Below are 17,794 nucleotides of genomic sequence, written 5' to 3'. Positions count from 1 at the left end.
GTTCACTTCTCTGAATAGTTGCGGCCCAATGCCCACAGTGCGGCATATTTATTGAAGGTATATTGCGTGTTGACCACGGCTAACAGCAAGCCCTGTTTGCCGTCGAGGAAACCGGCCCGCAGCAGCCAGGTTTTGCAGAACGCCCCTAGCGTGTGGGTGAGGATCGACAGATAACCGCAGCGTTTACCGGCCTGGTGGCGTTGGATTGCCCACTGCTCGGCGTAGTGCAGCTGTTTGCGCTGGAAAGCAAAAAAGTCACGGCAGGTCAGGTGTAGCAGATCGCCTTGCAGCGGTACGACTTTTGCGCCGCCGGTGTTGAGGGATTCATGGACCAGATCGTCGTTATAGCGATAGCGCTGATTGGCATACAGCCGGTTGACCCGATCGGGATACCAGCCGCTGTGGCGCATAAAGCGGCCAAGAAACAGGTTACGGCGCCCCAGGCTGTAGACGACGTTATCGTCGGCGTTGGCTAAAACCTGCTCGATGGAGTGGCGCAATTCTGGCGTGACGCGCTCGTCGGCGTCGATCATCAGCACGTAATCCTGAGTGGCGTAGCTTTGTGCCTTCTGCCGCTGCTTGCCGAAGCCTTGCCAGTCGGTATGGGTAAACACCTTGGCACCCAGACTTTCCGCCAAAGCGACAGAGCCGTCGCTACTGCCGGAGTCGAGCACGATGATTTCATCAGCCCAGGCGACCGATTGCAGGCATTCGCTCAGCAACTCGGCTTCGTTTTTGGCGATCATCACTACCGACAGGCTGTTACGGTGGCTCATTCAGTGGCTCCGTGGCGGCAGGTGTGGCTCCAACAGCTGCAGCAGGCGTTGCAACGCACCCTGGTTCTGATACAACACTTCAACCGCGTGGCGGCCGTAATAGCGGCGATAATCTTCATCGGTCAGCAGCGTTTCTATCTCTTTCACCAAGGAATCGACATCGCTGATGGTGATCATCCCGCCCGCTTCGGAGAGTTTGGCGCAGATATCTTTGAAGTTGAACGTATGTGGGCCCATCAGCACCGGAATGGCATGGGCGGCTGCTTCCAGGGGGTTATGCCCCCCGCGCTCAACCAGGCTGCCACCGACGAAGGCCAGATCGGCAATGCCGTACAGCAGCATCAGTTCACCCATGGTATCGCCAATCACGACCTGCGTGCTGCTGGAAGGGATTTCGCCGCTGCTGCGAGTGATGTAGCTGAAACCCGCTTTTTGCGTCAGTTCTTTGGCGGTTGGGAAGCGTTCTGGGTGGCGCGGTACCAGGATAAGTAATAGGTCGGGGTGTTTTTCCAGCAACCGGCGGTGGGCTTCCAGCAGAATGGTTTCTTCACCTTCGTGAGTGCTGGTGGCGATCCATACCGGGCGGCGTGGTGCCCATTGGCGGCGTAGCGTAACGGCTCTGGCCGCCAGCTCTGGCGTTACGGAGATATCGAACTTCAGGCTGCCGGTGACGGTCAGCTGAGAACGCTTCAGGCCCAGTTCGATAAAGCGCTCGCCGTCTTCCTGATTTTGCGCAGCGATCAGGGTAATGCGGCGCAGGATATCACGGATAAAACCGCCGATTTTCTTGTAGCCAGCCGCTGAGCGGGCGGAAAGACGCGCGTTGGCAATCACCAGCGGAATTTGGCGCTGATGCAGAGCGTTAATCAGGTTGGGCCACAGCTCGGTTTCCATGATGATCACCAACTTGGGATCCACCTGGTCGAGGAAACGGCGCATCGAACCTGGCAGATCGTAAGGCAGGTAGACATGATGCACATCTTTACCGAAAGCGGACTGCACCCGTTCGGAACCCGTTGGCGTCATTGTGGTCACAGTAATCGGCAAGTAAGGGTAACGATGGCGCAGGGCGCGAACCAGAGGGATCGCCGCCAGGGTTTCGCCAACAGAAACGGAATGCAGCATAATGCCGCCCGATACTACTTTCCCGGCGCAGAAACCATAGCGTTCCGCCCAGCGTTTACGGTAGGCTGGTGCTTTGCGGCTGCGCAGCAGTAAGCGGAGCCAGATCAGGGGTTGGATAAGGTAGAGTAGTACCTGATATAAACGGAGCAGCATTCTATCAATTTCATTTATATGGGTTATCCAGAATAGTACCATAACCGGAAGGGAAAGGCGCTAACTTGGTGGCTCGGTGTCAGGTTGGGACAACAGGCGAGAGATGTCGCCGATAGGTTTGTAATGAAGAATATTTTAATTATCCGCCGCGACAATATTGGCGATCTCGTGTGCACTACCCCGCTGATTGAAGGGGTGAAAACCGCTTACCCTGACGCCAACCTCTATCTGCTTATCAATAAAGTCAGCCAGGATGTGGTGAAAAATAACCCGCATCTCACCAAGGTGTTTGTTTATAAGAAGGCCAAACACAAGGCCAAGAATGAGACCACTCTTGGGGTATATTTTGAACGGCTGATGATATTTTTACAGCTGAGAAAAATTAAGTTTGATGCAGCTATTCTGGCTAATCCGGTGCCGTGCAAATATAGTCTGCGTCTGGCAAAAATGGCCGGGGTCAAAAATATTATCGGCGCAGATCTTGGTACCAGTGAAATTCATCACCCTTTCCGCGCGGCGGATTTTCACGGCAAGCATCAGGTGGAACACACGTTCAGCTACCTGTCTGCCATCACCGATCGCTCCATTACCATTCCTCCGGTGAAGGTCTTCCTCACTGCGGAAGAACAGCAGCAAGCGCAGCAACGTTTACACAGCCTGCTGCCCCCGGTTGAGCGGGTGTTTGCCGTGCACATCAGCAGCCGCAGCCCGAAACGGCGGTGGCCCATTGAGCGCTATGCAGAAATCATCAACCGCCTGGTTGCCGATCCTACCACTGGCGTGCTGATCTTCTGGTCCCCGCAGGGGACGCTGACGCCTGATGATATCGGCGATCAAAAGCGGGCGGAACAACTGTTGGCTGGTTGCCAGAATGAAAGGGTAGCACTTTACCCAACGGCCTCGGTACGCGAACTGTTGGCCGGTTTCGAGTTATGCGACAGGGTGCTGTGCAGCGACGGTGGCCAGATGCATCTGGCCGCTGCATTGAATAAAAGCATGGTGGTCTTCTTTGGCGATACGGATAAAGAGTCTTGGCATCCGTGGAGCGGGCAATATCGGATCCTGCAAACCGAATCGGGTGATTGCGTCGATGTTACCGTCGATGAGGTGTGGCAAGAAATACAGGCCTTGAATTAATTAACAACCAGGCAGGGTAAACCTGCCTGGACTTATTTCTTTAACGCCAGATACTGTTGGCAAATAGGCTCCAGGCCATAACTCAGCAGTTGCTGGTGATTAATGACCGGCGGCTGAGCATAAATCTCTGCCATTTTCTCCGCCAGTGAGGCTTCATTTAATTCCGCCAGAGCACGGGTCAACCCCGCCTTTTCCAGAATTTCCTCAGGCCCGCCAGGGCAGCGGGTGCTGACGACCGGCGTGTCGCACAGCAAGGCTTCAACCAGCACGTTACCGAACCCTTCACTGTCTGAACTGAGCACCAGCATCGCGGCGTGTTTGATCAGGGGATAGGGATTGGCCTGAAAACCGAGGAACAGCACGCGATCGCTAATGTTTAACTCTGTGGCAAGGCGTTTGGTCTCGTTGATTTGCGCTTCATTGCCAGCACCCACCAGTGCCAAAGGTGCCTGGATACCAGACAGTGCGTAGGCTTTCAACAAGCGGTCGTGGCGTTTATGTGGATGAAAACGGCCCACGTGCACCAGATAGTCTTTGCCTGCCAGTTCACAAGGCTCTGCCGCCTGCTGTTCGATGGCGGCGATATCGAACGGGTTGTTGATCACCGCCAGCTGGTTAGGAGTAATCCCCAGATTTTGCTGGAGATCGTTGCCCACCGCCTGCGAGACGGCAACGATATTCTGCCGCTGGTAGACGCCCGCGACCTTGCGGCGTTTCAGCCAGCGATCGAGGCCGGTACGGTGGCCGAGGTAGGAGGTGGACAGAATGCCGTGAATGCAGAACCACAGCCGAGTGCTGTCCAGCACTTTGCTATGGCTGACGATACGATCGGTCTTATGCAGGTTGGAGAACACCAGGTCGTAACGGCCGTGCTGCTGCTCGTTGGCGATAACCGCGCGATCCAACATCGCGGCGCGGCGTGCCAGCTCGGTCAGCTTACGCCAAGGCGATCGACAGTTGTCGCTGAGCACCTGATAATCAATGCCGGTGGGGATCGGGTAGTTGCAGACGTCCCGTAATGAGATCAGGCTGACATCATGCCCCAACTGCTGCATGCCCTGGCACAGGGTCAGTACCACCTTTTCTGCTCCGCCGCCCGGCAGGCCGTCGATAATCATCAGAATACGCATAAGTTAGTCCAGCAGTCGGTTATACAACGAGATGAGCTGTTCTGAGAGGTGTGCGGGCGTGGCAGACATGATACGCAGCCGCGCCGCCTCTCCCATGCTCGAACCCAAGGCTTGCCGTGGCAGTGCAACGATAGCCTCGGTGAGGGCGCTGACGTCCAATGCATCGCAGACGAAGCCGTTTTGCCCAGGAGTGATGAACTCAGCGCCACCGCAGGTGGTGCTGGTGATCACCGGAAGCCCGCATGACATGGCTTCCAATATCACGTTAGGGAACGGGTCGTACAACGTTGGCAACAACAGAGCGTCGGCGGCCTGATAGAACGGCAACGTCTGTTTCTGCACGCCCATGAAGCGCACCCGGTCATCACAACCCAGCTTTTGTGCCAGTGAACGGTAACGCTTTTCAGCTTTATCCTTGCCCACCACCAGTAGGTAGCTGTCGGTGGCGGCTAAGGCGCGAATTGCGGCTGCCAATCCTTTACGTTCAAAGCCTGAACCGACAAAGATCAGGCAGTGTGCCTGCTGTGGCAGCTGATATTGCGCCCGCAACTGCTGCCGCTGTTGCTCATTCGCCGGTAAAAACTTCTGATTGTCGATGGCATTGTAGATCACCGTGATTTTATCGGCAGGCACGCCGAAATCGGCGATGATTTCCCGTTTGATCATCTCGGCATTGCAAATCACCGCTTTCAGCTCTGGCGCGGCATACATGGCGCGTTCGGCACACATCACATAGCGGTGATAGCGGTTGGAGAACAGCCATTTGCGCCGCCACTCCGGCAACAGGCGTGCCCGTTGCAGCAGCCAGCGGCGATGGACGCCATCACCGGCGCGATAGATATCACAGCCAGGGATGCGTTCATGGCTTTGCACCAGATCGAAGCTCTCTTTCTGCCACAGGGCCCGAGCTGCTTCGGCAAAGCCGCGTTCGCGGCTGATGCGCCCGAACTTCATCGGGTTGCACAGGTGGATGTGCCAGTTCGGATTGACGTCCCCCTGCCACTCGCGGGTGATGACGTTCAGATCCAGATCTTGTTGTTCCAGCGCCTCCAGGGCACGGGAAACGAAACGTTCTGCCCCGCCGTCCGGGCGGTATTTTTGGCGGACAATCGCCAGGCGAAATGCTTTCATGCAAGCGTGCTCCGCGCGGCTGCAATCACCACGTCTGTAGGAATAAGGTCCAGGTAGCGCTCATCGGTGCCGGTATTGATGGCATCCGGGTCCGGCAGGCTGCCGTAGTCCCCGGCCCAAATGACCTGACCGATAACTTGCCAGGGGCGCCAGAATACCAGCTTGGATGGCCCGAACAGCGCTACGCAGGGCGTCTGTAATGCCGCCGCCATATGCATGGGGACAGAGTCCACCCCGATAAACAGTTTGGCATGGTCGATCAACGCCGCCAGCTGACGCAGGGTCAACTGCCCGGCCAGAGAAACCACCCCTTGCTGTGGGCACTGTTTCAGTATTTGCGCCACCATGTCCTGCTCTTTGGCATCTGGCCCCGAGGTGATCACCAACTGGTGCCCTTCGGCCTGCAATGCGCTGATGGTGGCCGCCATTTTTTCTTCGCTCCAGCATTTAAAGAACCAGCGCGAAGTGGGTTGTACCACGATATAGCTTCCGGTGACGCCATTTTGTTGCAAAAGCTGGTGGCTGGCCTGCCAATCTTGTGGGCTGTAGCTCATGGTGACCTGCTGATTTTGCTCAGGTAAACCCAGAGGTTGCAGCAGAGAGAGGTTTTGTTCAACGGTGTGCAGATGCTCGTGCCCGGCTACCGGCACCAACTGAGTGTGGCAATAGCGCCACAGAAAACCACGGCGCTTGGGGAAATCGAACCCCAGACGAATGCGCGCACCGGTGAGGCGAGTAATCAACGCGCTGCGCCACTGATCGGCCAGGTTGACCACCAGATCGTAGCGTTGTGCCTGCAACTGACGGATCAGATGCAGTTCGTGGCCCAAGTGTGCCTTGCTGCCCTGTTTTTTCCACTGGCGATCGATGACAAAGATTTGCGACAGCGCCGGGTTGCTCGCCAACATCTCCTGCGTTTCTTTGTACAGCAGGATGTCGATCTGAGCATCGGGATAGTTCTGCCGCAGCGTATTGATGACCGGAGTGGTCAGCAGCATATCGCCATGATGGCGCAGCTTGACGATCAGAATACGCTGTATGGGCGTGGCAGAAACAGGGGCTGGCGCGTCGTTCATAGTCAGTCGCTTTCAGGGAAACCAATCTTTGATTCTAAATGACCCGATTGCATGTGGCTACTGTTGCTCGGTTTTCTTGCCTGCGCAGAAAAAAATAGTGGCGTAGGGTGACAATTACGGCTCAATGTTGTCCAAACGAGGCAATAAAGTCGTTTGCCCTGAGGGATCGGGCTGCGTAACATAATGTCAATCTGTGACTATCAGGTTCCCAATGTATGACTAAACCGGCGTTTCTTATCACGATTGATACCGAAGGCGATAATCTGTGGCAAAACCACGACCGCATTTCGACCGAGAACACGCGTTTTTTGCCGCGCTTTCAGGCGCTGTGTGAAAAATATGCCTGCAAGCCGGTTTATCTGACCAACTATGAAATGGCGGTGGATACACAGTACGTTGAATTTGCCCGCGACGTGATAGCACGCGGCACCGGCGAAGTGGGCATGCACCTGCACGCCTGGAACAGCCCACCGCTGACGCCGCTCACCGATGATGACTGGCGGCATAAACCCTATCTGATCGAATACCCGGCCGACCAAATTCGCGCCAAGGTCGATCATATGACCAAGCTGCTGGAAGATACCTTCCAGACCAAGATGCTCAGCCACCGTGCCGGGCGCTGGGCGTTTAATGAGTTTTATGCCTCATTGCTGCTGGAATATGGCTATCAGGTCGATTGTTCCGTCACCCCGCGAGTGAACTGGCAGTATTCGCCTGGCAATCCGCAGGGCAACGGCGGGACCGACTATCGTCATTTCCCCTCGCAGGCCTATTTTATCGATCCGGCCAATATCGCCAAACCCGGTAATTCCACGCTGTTGGAAGTGCCAATGAGCATTCAGTATAAACATTCGGCGTTGATGAATGCGGTGAAGCAGGGCTATGACCGCCTGCGGGGTAAAAAGCGTTCGCCGTCGGTGCATTGGCTACGGCCTTCCGGTAACAATCTGGACAAGATGAAGCTGGTGGTCGAACGCTCTCTGGCGCAGGGGCACGATTACGTCGAATTTATGCTGCACTCCTCCGAGTTTATGCCGGGAGGTAGCCCAACGTTCAAGACCGAGCAGGATATTGACGCGTTATATCGCGATTTGGAGCAGCTGTTTGCCTGGTTGCAACAGCGCACGGTTGGCATGACCTTGGCTGAATACTATCAACTGAAAGTGAATTAACATGTCAAAAAAATGGAAAATCAAGGCCGCTGACTGGTTCTTGCGGCGCTATACGGCAAAGCACGGCCGTTTCCAGCCGCCAGCGACTTTCGACAGCCGTCTCCAGTTCGAGAATATCGTGATTTATTCTACGACGGCGCTGGGGGATTTCATGTTCAATACCCCGGTGTTAAGAGCGATGCGCGAACGCTACCCGGCGGCGCATATCACGCTGGTGGTACATGAAAAGAATAGGGAACTGGTAGAAAACGGCCGCTATTACGATCGCGTAGTTTACTGGAATAGCAAAATAAAGACCCTGGGGCCGCTGTTGAAATCGTTGCGTGAGCATCAGCCTGATTTGGCGCTGATCATGCATTCACATCTGCCCTATGACATTATCAGCGCCATTATGGCTGGGGCTAAATATGTCATCCGGGATAACTACAGTTCGGGGATCTGCGGGCTGGAGCCTTGGCTGACCAACTACGTATTCCATTATTACGGCCACTTTATCCGCCGTAAGCTGGAGTTGGTTTCTATTCTGGGCTGCCGCAGCGACGATCCGACCATGGAAATACCGGCCCCTTATACGCCAGGCATTAAAAACCCTGATTTCTGTACCATTGGTTTCCAGCTAGGTGCATCAACAGAATCACGTTGCTGGCCGGTGGGGCACTTTGCAAAGCTGGCGGATATGCTGGTTGCTCGCTATGACAACATGCGCTTCGTGCTGATCGGCGCGCCGATGGAGGAAGGAAAAGCCCAACAGTTCCAGCGGCTGATCAATGCCAATACCCAGGCCTGCGTTGATAACCAGATCGGCAAAACCGGGCTGCAAGGGGCGCTGACGCTGATTAGCAGCCTCGATGTGCTGGTGACCGGCGATACCGGGCCGCTCCATCTGGCAGTGGCCTTGAAAACCAAAACCATCAGCCTGTTTGTCACCGCCGATCCGCGCTCAACCGGGCCTATCCAGGATCAGCAGTTGCACCGTATCATTCATCAGTCACGCACGGGCTACACCATGCCATTGGAAGCGGAAGGCCCGGTGGGTGTTATACAACCGCAGCGAGTTTTTGATGAAATCGTGGCCCACGTGCCGCTGAACCCTTGAGAAAAAAACGCATCGGTCACCCGGTGCGTTTCTTCAGCCATCGACGGATTTTAGACAGGCAGCTATCCACGCGCGCGAAACGCATCTGGCGGACTTTCTTGTGCGGAACGTCGCTGTTGCTACACAGGGCCGCCGTTTGGCGCAGGATCGCCAGGGTTTCCGGCGGGTAGCGATAATAGCCGTAAACCGCCTTCGACATGGCCTTTAACTCTGAGAAAGCGTTGGCGAGCATCAGGGCGGCTAACTGCCGCAGTGGTTCATCACCGCGATGAGCGTCCACGAAGCGCAGCATTTTCTGCATGGCAAACAGCATATCTTCACTATCTTTCGCCCGAATATTGCGGGTGATCCCCCGGTCATTATCCCGATATAAGTAGAGCGGGTGGTCGAGATGAGCGATTTGGCGAGTTTTGAAATATTGGAACGGTGTGAAGATAACGTCTTCATAACGGCGGCCGTTTTCGAACGTTTCTCCAGCCAGCAGCGTACGCCGGTAAATCCGGCTCCAGACGTGCCACATTGAGTGGGCAAACAGCGGCTTCAGACTGGCTAAGCCGAGCTGTTCGAAATCGTAGATGCGGTAGCGTACCTCGCTATTGGCGGGCACTGCTGGCGGGCTGCCAGAGAATTTCTGATAGTTGAAATCAATCAGGTCATCTCTGCCCGTGAGTAACAGTGGGCGCAGGAGCGCCAGATAGTCGCTGCTCAGCAGGTCATCGCCGTCCAGGAACGCGACATAGCGTCCGCTGACGTGTTGCAAACCGACGTTACGGGCGTGGGCAACGCCGCCGTTTGCCTGAGTAATGAATTTGCTATGCGGATGTTGTCTGGCAGCCAGGAACTGGCTCACCAGGGCCGCAGACGCATCGCTTGAGCCGTCATCGATAATCACCACTTCAATATCATCGTCGATCTGATCGTATAACGAGCTCAGGCTGGCGATGACAAAGTCTTCATTGTTGTAAATCGGCACAATAAAGCTGAGCAGCAGCGGTGACGAACTCATACTGACGGTTCCTGACGCTTTTTCACCGACAGCACGCTGGCGATGATGGCCAGGCAGAAGACTGCCGTGCCTTCGGTACTGAAGAAAATCACGTCGCTAAGCCCGTAGACAAACAGGCTGAAGGTCACCCCCAACAACAGCGCATTGCGATATGGCTTAAATGAGGAGATGAATAGGCCGATGTAGAGCGCCAGTAAAAACAAGCTTCCCCAGAGGCCTTTGAGCGAATAGGTTTCCAGCAGTTCGTTATGCAGATGCACGTTGATGTAAGGCGTTACCCCGTACAGCCGTGGCTCCTGCGCAACGATGGCGCGGATCTCTTCCCCACGCTGTTCGGCAGATTGCCCCAATGGTGCAAGCGAGCCAGTGCGTATGGCGATGACCTGCATCGTCAGGCGAGAAATAATCGAGTTATCCACTTCGGGCTGGTCGATCATTTGCAGATTGGTTTTGAAATCGGCAACGCGCTGTTCGATCTGTGACTTAAAGGCGAAGCCGCAGACTAATAGCAATACAGGTACCGAGGCGACTAGCTGGATCTTATGCTTGCGGGTCACCAGATCTTTGGTTGCCAACAGCGACAGGCAGATGGCAACGGGGTACACCAGTATGGCCGCCCGCGTTCCGGTGAGGATCAGGGTGGAGAAGGTGAGCAAGAAGCCAACCACGTACAGCGGGATGCGATACTTGGTCCGCAGCATCAGTATTGCCTTCATCATGACCAGGCTGATGGCGGTCATCAGGTAGGCAACAACGGTGGCCCGGTCGAAGTTAAGCTCCACGCGCGAGATATCTAAGCGCAGGCCCTGATAAAGCGCATAGCCATTGACGGCCAAGCCGCAAGCCAGCGCCACGACAATAAAGGCGCGCTGCATGCAAAGGCGCTCATTCAGCGCGATCAGCAAAATAAACGCTGTAGCAATCTGCAGTTTGCCGGTCGACATATACGAGCGATAAATATTGATGTATTCGCCGGGCTGTTTGAAATGGTTCATCCAGAAAATCGTCCCCATGCCCACGCAGAAAAACAGCAGCGGCAGGATCAGGTTTCTTTTGTTTTTCAGGAAATACCTTAAGTGCAGGCAAACGGCAATAAAGGAGATATAGCTGGAGACATAAAACAGGTTACGCCCCGTGTCGAAGCCGAAAGGAATGGTACAAAAGGCAATAGCGCATCCCAGATAGATCAGGTAACTGAAAATGGCGTGTGGGGCTGTTTCTTTAAACATGGAGTAAGGTTTCCGGCTCACATTACGGTTAGGCAATAAAGGATTGCAGCGTGTCGTCGAATTCTGTTTTGAACAGAGCATAGCTGAAATGTTGAGCGGGGTAGTGCCGGGCATTCTGGCTCATCTGGTTATAGGTTTCCGCCACCAGCAGTTTCTCTACCGCATCCGCGCAATCGATATGCGACAACAGCTTCGGTGTGACCAGGCTGTCGGAGAGGGGATCGTAAACCTCATGCGGGAAATCGACCTTGATGCCGGTTAACCGCTGGTGCTCTTCAATGGACACCGTCGGCGTCAAGCCAATGCCGCAGTAGCCATCTTTCACCGCTTCCGGCTGGCCGTCTACCATGGGGAAGATCACCGGTACGCCAAAATAGAGCGACTCCATGCAGGATAAGCCGAAGGGTTCGGTGATCGGCGTGCTGATATAGATTTGTGTACGGTTGAAGAAATCTGCCACGTTATCCTGAAAGCCGCTGAAGACGACTCGATCACCGAGCTGCAGTTTGGCTGCCAGGGCTTCAAACGCTGCCCGATCCGGGCCTTTGCCCGCAATTTCCAGATAAACGTCGTGCCCACGGCGCAGCAGCTCCTGCATCATCAGCAAAGAAACGCTGATGCCTTTCAGGCTCACCAGGCGCGAGGCGGTCCCAATCCTGATCGGCTGTGCCAATGATTTTGGCGTCTCACTGATCCCGGTAGGCGTTTTGATACGGTTGATCACCACCGGGTTCGGGCAAGGCAGATGAAAACGTAGCTCCATCACCCGTTTTGAGGCATGGGAGGCGGAAATCACGCCGTCCAGCATGGCGAAGAAGCGCAACGTCTTGTGGTTTTTGGCGTAGCGCCAAGAGCAGCCATGATCGTAATAAACCAGTTTGCCACGCTTGGGCTTGGCTGCCAGTCCTGGGATCAGATCCCACACGATAATTACGTCGGCGTTTGCCCGCTCGATTTTTCTTTGCAGCAGGTATTTGCGCAGAAACTGTGGGCAACGCAAAGGGAATGAATTGAACAGCCGATTGGCGAAGGTGACCTGCTGGTTCGGCATCTGTTGGCGGATCTCTTCGCCAACTTCACCGCTGACGCAAATCACCTGGTTACTGCCGTCGTGGGTATCATTGATATACTGCAGGAACAGGCGCTCAACCCCGCCCATCTTGCCTAAATTGATAATATGCAGCTTTTTCATTCAATAACCTTTTGCAGTTCTGCCCAAACGGCGTCGGCGGTGAGGGTGGCCATGCTTTTTTCCGGCGAAATCAGTGAGTGCTGATTCTGCCCGTAACCGCCAATCAGCCCCGGATCGGTCGGGCCGAACAGGGTGATATTCGGGCGATCCAGCGCGGCGGTCAGGTGGCTGAGCCCGGTATCTACCGACACCACGGCTTTGGCCCCAGCCAGCACTTCGGCAACCTGTTGCAGACTGAGCTTGGGCAACACTTCAACGTGTTCAAACCCTTCTGCCAGCCGTAAAGCGCGTTGGCGTTCGTGCTCAGCCCCCCAAGGTAGCTTGATGTTTATTCCGCTCGGAGCGATCAGTGCGATCAGTTCGCGCCAGTTTGCCTCCGGCCAGTGTTTTTCATCCCGCGTAGTGGCGTGCAGGAACACCAGATATTGCCCGGCATCGGTAGGAGGGGAGCTGAGAAACCGAGCGGCAATGGCGTAATCACCCGTGCTCTGCGGCTTTGCATACCCCAGGCTCTTGGCGAACAGCTCGCGAATGCGTTCCACCGCATGTTGCTGCTTGTCGACCTCATGGCGATGATTATAGAACCAACTGGCAAAAGGCTCACGGACGCTTTTGCAGTCCAGACCGTGTTTGCTGCCGTGCGCGATGCGCGTCACCAACGCCGCGCTCTTGATCAGGCCCTGTGCATCGATCACGATGTCATAGTTGCGCTCCTGTACCTGGCGCTTGAAATCGCAGCGCTGCTGGCGCGCTTCACTGCCGAACCAGTTTTTACGCCAGCGGCGAATGGCTACCGGGATCACGCGATCCACCGCCGGATGCCAGGTAGGGATCTGGCTGAACCCCTCTTCCACCACCCAATCGAAGCGGATACCGGGGATGGCCTGCATCGCGTCGGTCAAGGCCGGCAGCGTATGGAGTACATCCCCCATCGAAGAGGTCTTTACGATCAGCACCTGCATGATTATTCCTCGCTGGCGGCTAGTAACGGCGTCAGCGCGTCTAACACCTGCTGTGGCTGGATGTCGATCAGGCTCTGGTGATAACCCTGGTCGGCATCGCCTTTGCGTACCTTGTGATAGCCACTGATCAGACGGATCACCTTGGCCTGATGAGACAGCGGTGGGGTGAAGTCCGGGCTGCTCGGGCCGTACAAGGCTATCAGCGGTTTGTTCAACGCCGCTGCAACGTGCATCAAGCCGGAATCGTTACTGACTACGGCCCGGCAAGAGGCCAACAGGATCACTGCCTGTTCGAGCTGAGTTTCTCCGGCCAGGTTGAAGCAGAAATCGCGAGACTTTTCCGCCAAGGCGGCACGGATCTGCTCACCGGCTTCGTGGTCTTTGGCCGAACCAAACAGGGCGATTTGATAGCCTGCATCGATCAGCATCTGTGCCAGCGTGGCGTAATGGTAATGCGGCCAGCGTTTGGCCGGGCCGAATTCGGCACCTGGGCAAAAACCGATAATGGGCCGGTGGTCGGTGAGATTAAACGCCGAAGTGGCTTCGGCAATCTCTTCGTCACTGACCTGCAACTGCGGCCAGAGTATCGGCTGCGGCAGATCTTCAGCGCGCTGTATCCGCTGCTTGTCGTAGGCCAGCGCGACGTAGCGCTGCACCATCAACGGGAATGCCGCTTTATCCAGTACGCGGAGATCGTTGAGCAGGCCGTAGCGCATCTCGCCGCGCCAGCCGGTACGCTGTGGCACGTTGGCAAAGAAGGGCACCAGGGCAGACTTGAATGAGTTGGGCAGCACATAGGCACGGTCATAGCCATTGGCGCGTAGCGCATGGCCAAGACGGCGGCGTTCGCCCAATGCCAAGGCACCATGGCCCAGCGGCATTGCCAACGCTTGGTTGACTTCGGGCATCCGCGTCAGCAGAGGACGGCACCAGGCAGGTGCCATCACATCGATTTCTGCCGACGGGTACTCGGCCTTCAGGGTGCGGTAGAGACTTTGCGACATCATCATATCGCCAACCCACGAAGGGCCAATGACCAGTATTTTCATACCGTGAGTAACTTCCTTCAGCGCTTAAGCGGGACGATTCAACCAGGCCATGTATTCTTTCACGCCTTCGGCTACGGTTTTGAACGGTGCGTCATAACCGGCAGCGCGCAGCTTGGTTTGATCGGCCTGGGTGTAAGCCTGGTAGCGGCCTTTCAGCTTTTCCGGGAACTCAATGTATTCCACGGCACCGGACTGATGGTATTCCACTACCGCATCGGCCACGGCTTGGAAGGTTTCCGCACGGCCGGTACCGCAGTTGAAGATGCCGGATACGCCGTTCTTCCAGAACCACAGGTTGACCGCCGCCACGTCGCCGACGTAGATGAAATCGCGCTTGAAGTTTTCGCTGCCGGCGAACAGTTTTGGATTTTCGCCACGGTTGATCTGGTTGTTCAGGTGGAATGCTACGCTGGCCATGCTGCCTTTATGGCCTTCACGCGGGCCGTAAACGTTGAAGTAACGGAAGCCACACACCTGCGAATCCGCTTCTGGCAGGATCTCGCGCACGTATTGGTCGAACAGGAATTTGGAGTAACCGTAAACGTTCAGCGGCTGCTCAAACTGACGCTCTTCGATAAAGTTATCGGTGCGGCCGCCGTAGGTGGCGGCAGAAGAGGCATACAGGAACGGGATCTGACGATCCAGGCAGTAATGCAGGATGTCTTTGGAATACTGATAGTTGTTATCCATCATGTATTTGCCATCCCACTCGGTGGTGGAGGAGCAGGCACCCTCGTGGAAAATGGCGTCGATGTCACCCAGATCGTCACCGGCCATGATGCTGGCGATAAAGTCTTCTTTATCGACATAGTCAGCGATATCAAGGTCGACAAGGTTAACGAATTTGGTGCCATCTTTCAGGTTATCCACCACCAGGATATCGCGATATCCGTTTTCATTTAGTGCCTTGATGATGTTGCTGCCAATCATGCCAGCGCCGCCAGTGACGATAATCATTGGGTTTACCCCTGTATTCTTCCCGGTGGCGCACAATGCCCCACCCTATATGCTGCCTATAATAGCATTTCATGCCATTGGGAACATCGGTACGGCTCTTAATATCCCGTGCCGTTACACGATGCGCCGGTTTGCCGTGATATCTGCTGCAATTTTCAGATTCTCTGCGGCGGTATGTCGTCAGTTTGCTGGCAAAGCAGTAAAATATGCCGAAAATGCCCCTATCCTGGAGATGACCGAATGTCTGCGTCTTTTTACCAGCAGCTGGAACAGCAGCTTGCTACCACTCGCGCCGAAGGGCTGTTTAAACAAGAGCGCATTATCACTTCTGCCCAGCAGGCCGATATCTCGGTGGCCGATGGTCGCCAGGTGATCAACTTCTGCGCCAATAACTATCTCGGGCTGGCTAACCACCCGGAGCTGATCGCGGCGGCAAAGGCCGGGATGGACAGCCATGGCTTCGGCATGGCGTCGGTGCGTTTTATCTGTGGTACACAGGATAACCATAAGCAGCTGGAACAAAAGTTGGCCGATTTCCTGGGAATGGAAGATGCGATCCTCTACTCCTCTTGTTTTGACGCCAACGGTGGCCTGTTTGAAACCCTGTTGGGCCCGGAAGACGCCATTATTTCCGACGCGCTGAACCATGCCTCAATCATCGACGGTGTGCGCCTGTGCAAGGCCAAGCGCTACCGCTATGCCAACAACGATATGGGCCAACTGGCTGAGCAACTGCAGCAGGCCAAGGCAGACGGTGCTCGCCACATCATGATCGCTACCGACGGGGTGTTCTCCATGGACGGCGTGATCGCCAACCTGAAGGGCGTGTGCGATCTGGCGGACCAATATGATGCGCTGGTGATGGTCGATGATTCCCACGCGGTGGGGTTTGTTGGCGCCAATGGGCGCGGGACGCACGAATACTGCGAAGTGATGGACCGCGTCGATATCATCACCGGCACTTTGGGTAAGGCGTTGGGCGGCGCTTCCGGCGGCTATACCGCTGGCAAAAAAGAGGTGGTGGAGTGGTTGCGTCAGCGTTCACGCCCTTATCTGTTCTCCAACTCGCTGGCTCCGGCCATCGTGGCAGCCTCGATCAAAGTGTTGGAACTGCTCGAAGACGGGGACGCTCTGCGCGATCGCCTGTGGGCCAATGCCAGCCTGTTCCGCGAAAAAATGACCGCAGCGGGCTTTACGCTTGCCGGGGCCGATCACGCCATCATCCCGGTGATGTTGGGTGAAGCAAAACTGGCGCAGGATTTCGCCAACGCACTGCTTAAGGAAGGCATCTACGTTACTGGTTTCTTCTACCCGGTGGTGCCAAAAGGTCAGGCACGTATCCGCACCCAGATGTCAGCCGATCACTCACCGGAGCAGATTGAACGTGCCGTTGAGGCGTTTATCCGCATCGGTAAGACGCTTGGCGTTATTGCATAAGGTAATTTGATGAAAGCATTAGCAAAACTGAAAGCGGAAGAAGGTATTTGGATGACCGATGTGCCTCAGCCTGAGCTGGGCCACAACGATGTCATGATTAAGATCCGCAAAACCGCTATCTGCGGTACTGATGTGCATATCTATAACTGGGACGAATGGTCGCAGAAAACCATTCCGGTACCGATGGTCGTTGGCCACGAATATGTGGGCGAAGTGGTCGCCATCGGCCAGGAAGTCAAAGGTTTCAGCATCGGCGATCGCGTTTCTGGCGAAGGGCACATCACCTGTGGCCACTGCCGTAACTGCCGCGGTGGCCGTACGCATCTGTGCCGCAACACCACCGGCGTGGGCGTAAACCGCCCAGGATCATTTGCCGAATATCTGGTGATCCCGGCGTTTAACGCCTTTAAAATCCCGGACAATATCTCGGACGAGCTGGCCTCGATCTTTGACCCGTTTGGCAACGCCGTGCATACCGCGCTTTCCTTCGATCTGGTTGGGGAAGACGTGCTGGTGTCTGGTGCCGGCCCGATCGGCATTATGGCCGCTGCGGTATGTAAACACGTTGGGGCACGCCACGTGGTGATCACCGACGTGAACGAATATCGCCTGGAGCTGGCGCGCAAGATGGGTGTGACCCGTGCGGTAAACGTCAGCAAAGAAAACCTGACGGATGTAATGGCCGAGTTGGGCATGACCGAAGGGTTTGACGTGGGCCTGGAGATGTCCGGCGCGCCACCGGCGTTCCGTTCGTTGCTCAATGCCATGAACCACGGCGGCCGTATTGCGATGCTGGGGATCCCACCTTCGGATATGTCAATTGACTGGACCCAGGTGATCTTCAAGGGGCTGTTTATCAAAGGGATCTACGGCCGCGAAATGTTCGAAACCTGGTACAAGATGGCGGCACTGATCCAATCTGGTCTGGATCTGACGCCGATCATCACCCACCGTTTCTCAATTGACGAGTTCCAGCAGGGCTTTGACGCCATGCGTTCCGGGCAGTCGGGGAAAGTGGTGCTGAGCTGGGATTGATGTAACGCCCCTCACCCTAACCCTCTCCCACAGGGAGAGGGGATCGAACGAGTGTATTTGAAAGTGTTGAGTTCTGTCTTGGATGTGGAGGCGATCGAGTTTGCTGAGATGAACTCTTTACTTCCAAAAGA

General features: G+C 55.6%; 16 protein-coding genes. 5 read left to right on the top strand and 11 right to left on the bottom strand.

Annotated elements, in window-relative coordinates; genetic code table 11:
- Nucleotides 1–2: 2 nt before the first annotated feature.
- Both ACKWMY_RS15665 and waaA read right to left on the bottom strand, forming a co-directional pair.
- Nucleotides 3–776: a glycosyltransferase family 2 protein gene (locus ACKWMY_RS15665; protein ID WP_409486581.1), complete on the bottom strand. Its 774-nt coding sequence runs from the start codon at nucleotides 774–776 to the stop codon at nucleotides 3–5.
- Nucleotides 777–2,054 (bottom strand): lipid IV(A) 3-deoxy-D-manno-octulosonic acid transferase, encoded by a 1,278-nt coding sequence (gene waaA / locus ACKWMY_RS15660; protein WP_253083052.1) that lies wholly within the window; start codon nucleotides 2,052–2,054, stop codon nucleotides 777–779. It lies immediately after the preceding gene.
- A gap of 123 nt (nucleotides 2,055–2,177) precedes the next feature.
- Between waaA and ACKWMY_RS15655 the strand changes: the two genes are divergently transcribed.
- Complete coding sequence (locus tag ACKWMY_RS15655) at nucleotides 2,178–3,191, top strand: glycosyltransferase family 9 protein (protein ID WP_173408503.1); 1,014 nt, start codon at nucleotides 2,178–2,180, stop codon at nucleotides 3,189–3,191.
- Between the two features lie 32 nt (nucleotides 3,192–3,223).
- Here the strand turns inward: ACKWMY_RS15655 and ACKWMY_RS15650 are convergent, their stop codons facing one another.
- From ACKWMY_RS15650 to rfaQ, 3 genes are read right to left on the bottom strand one after another with little or no spacing between them, the layout of a single operon-like run.
- Nucleotides 3,224–4,321 carry a glycosyltransferase gene (locus ACKWMY_RS15650; protein WP_186529171.1) on the bottom strand — a complete coding sequence of 366 codons (1,098 nt, stop codon included), beginning with the start codon at nucleotides 4,319–4,321 and terminating at the stop codon, nucleotides 3,224–3,226.
- 3 nt (nucleotides 4,322–4,324) lie between these two features.
- Nucleotides 4,325–5,452 (bottom strand): glycosyltransferase family 4 protein, encoded by a 1,128-nt coding sequence (locus ACKWMY_RS15645; RefSeq protein WP_409486580.1) that lies wholly within the window; start codon nucleotides 5,450–5,452, stop codon nucleotides 4,325–4,327.
- Nucleotides 5,449–6,528, bottom strand: coding sequence for a putative lipopolysaccharide heptosyltransferase III (gene rfaQ, locus ACKWMY_RS15640; protein WP_409486579.1), 1,080 nt, complete (start codon nucleotides 6,526–6,528; stop codon nucleotides 5,449–5,451). Before rfaQ ends, ACKWMY_RS15645 begins: the two co-directional genes overlap by 4 nt.
- 215 nt (nucleotides 6,529–6,743) lie before the next feature.
- Between rfaQ and ACKWMY_RS15635 the strand changes: the two genes are divergently transcribed.
- Both ACKWMY_RS15635 and ACKWMY_RS15630 read left to right on the top strand, forming a co-directional pair.
- Nucleotides 6,744–7,700 (top strand): polysaccharide deacetylase family protein, encoded by a 957-nt coding sequence (locus ACKWMY_RS15635; RefSeq protein WP_065683743.1) that lies wholly within the window; start codon nucleotides 6,744–6,746, stop codon nucleotides 7,698–7,700.
- Nucleotide 7,701: 1 nt separating this feature from the next.
- Nucleotides 7,702–8,796, top strand: a complete 1,095-nt coding sequence (locus tag ACKWMY_RS15630) for a glycosyltransferase family 9 protein (protein ID WP_253083054.1) — start codon at nucleotides 7,702–7,704, stop codon at nucleotides 8,794–8,796.
- Between the two features lie 16 nt (nucleotides 8,797–8,812).
- Here the strand turns inward: ACKWMY_RS15630 and ACKWMY_RS15625 are convergent, their stop codons facing one another.
- From ACKWMY_RS15625 to rfaD, 6 genes are read right to left on the bottom strand one after another with little or no spacing between them, the layout of a single operon-like run.
- Nucleotides 8,813–9,802: a glycosyltransferase gene (locus ACKWMY_RS15625; protein ID WP_098929422.1), complete on the bottom strand. Its 990-nt coding sequence runs from the start codon at nucleotides 9,800–9,802 to the stop codon at nucleotides 8,813–8,815.
- Nucleotides 9,799–11,031, bottom strand: a complete 1,233-nt coding sequence (locus ACKWMY_RS15620; RefSeq protein WP_409486578.1) for an O-antigen ligase family protein — start codon at nucleotides 11,029–11,031, stop codon at nucleotides 9,799–9,801. Before ACKWMY_RS15620 ends, ACKWMY_RS15625 begins: the two co-directional genes overlap by 4 nt.
- 28 nt (nucleotides 11,032–11,059) lie before the next feature.
- A complete protein-coding gene (locus ACKWMY_RS15615; protein ID WP_074029853.1) occupies nucleotides 11,060–12,223 on the bottom strand; it encodes a glycosyltransferase in 1,164 nt (387 codons plus the stop codon).
- Nucleotides 12,220–13,185 carry a lipopolysaccharide heptosyltransferase RfaC gene (rfaC, locus tag ACKWMY_RS15610; protein ID WP_409486577.1) on the bottom strand — a complete coding sequence of 322 codons (966 nt, stop codon included), beginning with the start codon at nucleotides 13,183–13,185 and terminating at the stop codon, nucleotides 12,220–12,222. Before rfaC ends, ACKWMY_RS15615 begins: the two co-directional genes overlap by 4 nt.
- Nucleotides 13,186–13,187: 2 nt before the next feature.
- Nucleotides 13,188–14,234: an ADP-heptose--LPS heptosyltransferase RfaF gene (rfaF, locus tag ACKWMY_RS15605; RefSeq protein ID WP_409486576.1), complete on the bottom strand. Its 1,047-nt coding sequence runs from the start codon at nucleotides 14,232–14,234 to the stop codon at nucleotides 13,188–13,190.
- A gap of 24 nt (nucleotides 14,235–14,258) precedes the next feature.
- Entirely contained in the window at nucleotides 14,259–15,191 is a 933-nt protein-coding gene (gene rfaD, locus ACKWMY_RS15600; protein WP_021807264.1) for an ADP-glyceromanno-heptose 6-epimerase, read from the bottom strand.
- Nucleotides 15,192–15,431: 240 nt separating this feature from the next.
- Here rfaD and kbl point away from each other — a divergent pair, with 240 nt between their 5' ends.
- Both kbl and tdh read left to right on the top strand, forming a co-directional pair.
- Nucleotides 15,432–16,628, top strand: a complete 1,197-nt coding sequence (kbl, locus tag ACKWMY_RS15595; RefSeq protein WP_024527884.1) for a glycine C-acetyltransferase — start codon at nucleotides 15,432–15,434, stop codon at nucleotides 16,626–16,628.
- A gap of 9 nt (nucleotides 16,629–16,637) precedes the next feature.
- Nucleotides 16,638–17,663, top strand: a complete 1,026-nt coding sequence (gene tdh, locus ACKWMY_RS15590) for an L-threonine 3-dehydrogenase (RefSeq protein ID WP_021181859.1) — start codon at nucleotides 16,638–16,640, stop codon at nucleotides 17,661–17,663.
- Nucleotides 17,664–17,794: the final 131 nt, after the last annotated feature.

This window comes from Serratia sp. J2, assembly GCF_046269175.1.
In the GTDB taxonomy this organism is placed as follows: domain Bacteria; phylum Pseudomonadota; class Gammaproteobacteria; order Enterobacterales; family Enterobacteriaceae; genus Chania; species Chania fonticola_C.
The sequence above is the reverse complement of the archived record's forward strand: the minus strand, read 5'-3'. Positions and strand labels throughout refer to the sequence as shown.

What these genes read in the sequence shown, in the direction of transcription:
- ACKWMY_RS15665 (WP_409486581.1), bottom strand. Translation starts at nt 776, where the DNA reads ATGAGCCACCGTAACAGCCTGTCGGTAGTGATGATCGCCAAAAACGAA.
- waaA (WP_253083052.1), bottom strand. Translation starts at nt 2,054, where the DNA reads ATGCTGCTCCGTTTATATCAGGTACTACTCTACCTTATCCAACCCCTG.
- ACKWMY_RS15655 (WP_173408503.1), top strand. Translation starts at nt 2,178, where the DNA reads ATGAAGAATATTTTAATTATCCGCCGCGACAATATTGGCGATCTCGTG.
- ACKWMY_RS15650 (WP_186529171.1), bottom strand. Translation starts at nt 4,321, where the DNA reads ATGCGTATTCTGATGATTATCGACGGCCTGCCGGGCGGCGGAGCAGAA.
- ACKWMY_RS15645 (WP_409486580.1), bottom strand. Translation starts at nt 5,452, where the DNA reads ATGAAAGCATTTCGCCTGGCGATTGTCCGCCAAAAATACCGCCCGGAC.
- rfaQ (WP_409486579.1), bottom strand. Translation starts at nt 6,528, where the DNA reads ATGAACGACGCGCCAGCCCCTGTTTCTGCCACGCCCATACAGCGTATT.
- ACKWMY_RS15635 (WP_065683743.1), top strand. Translation starts at nt 6,744, where the DNA reads ATGACTAAACCGGCGTTTCTTATCACGATTGATACCGAAGGCGATAAT.
- ACKWMY_RS15630 (WP_253083054.1), top strand. Translation starts at nt 7,702, where the DNA reads ATGTCAAAAAAATGGAAAATCAAGGCCGCTGACTGGTTCTTGCGGCGC.
- ACKWMY_RS15625 (WP_098929422.1), bottom strand. Translation starts at nt 9,802, where the DNA reads ATGAGTTCGTCACCGCTGCTGCTCAGCTTTATTGTGCCGATTTACAAC.
- ACKWMY_RS15620 (WP_409486578.1), bottom strand. Translation starts at nt 11,031, where the DNA reads ATGTTTAAAGAAACAGCCCCACACGCCATTTTCAGTTACCTGATCTAT.
- ACKWMY_RS15615 (WP_074029853.1), bottom strand. Translation starts at nt 12,223, where the DNA reads ATGAAAAAGCTGCATATTATCAATTTAGGCAAGATGGGCGGGGTTGAG.
- rfaC (WP_409486577.1), bottom strand. Translation starts at nt 13,185, where the DNA reads ATGCAGGTGCTGATCGTAAAGACCTCTTCGATGGGGGATGTACTCCAT.
- rfaF (WP_409486576.1), bottom strand. Translation starts at nt 14,234, where the DNA reads ATGAAAATACTGGTCATTGGCCCTTCGTGGGTTGGCGATATGATGATG.
- rfaD (WP_021807264.1), bottom strand. Translation starts at nt 15,191, where the DNA reads ATGATTATCGTCACTGGCGGCGCTGGCATGATTGGCAGCAACATCATC.
- kbl (WP_024527884.1), top strand. Translation starts at nt 15,432, where the DNA reads ATGTCTGCGTCTTTTTACCAGCAGCTGGAACAGCAGCTTGCTACCACT.
- tdh (WP_021181859.1), top strand. Translation starts at nt 16,638, where the DNA reads ATGAAAGCATTAGCAAAACTGAAAGCGGAAGAAGGTATTTGGATGACC.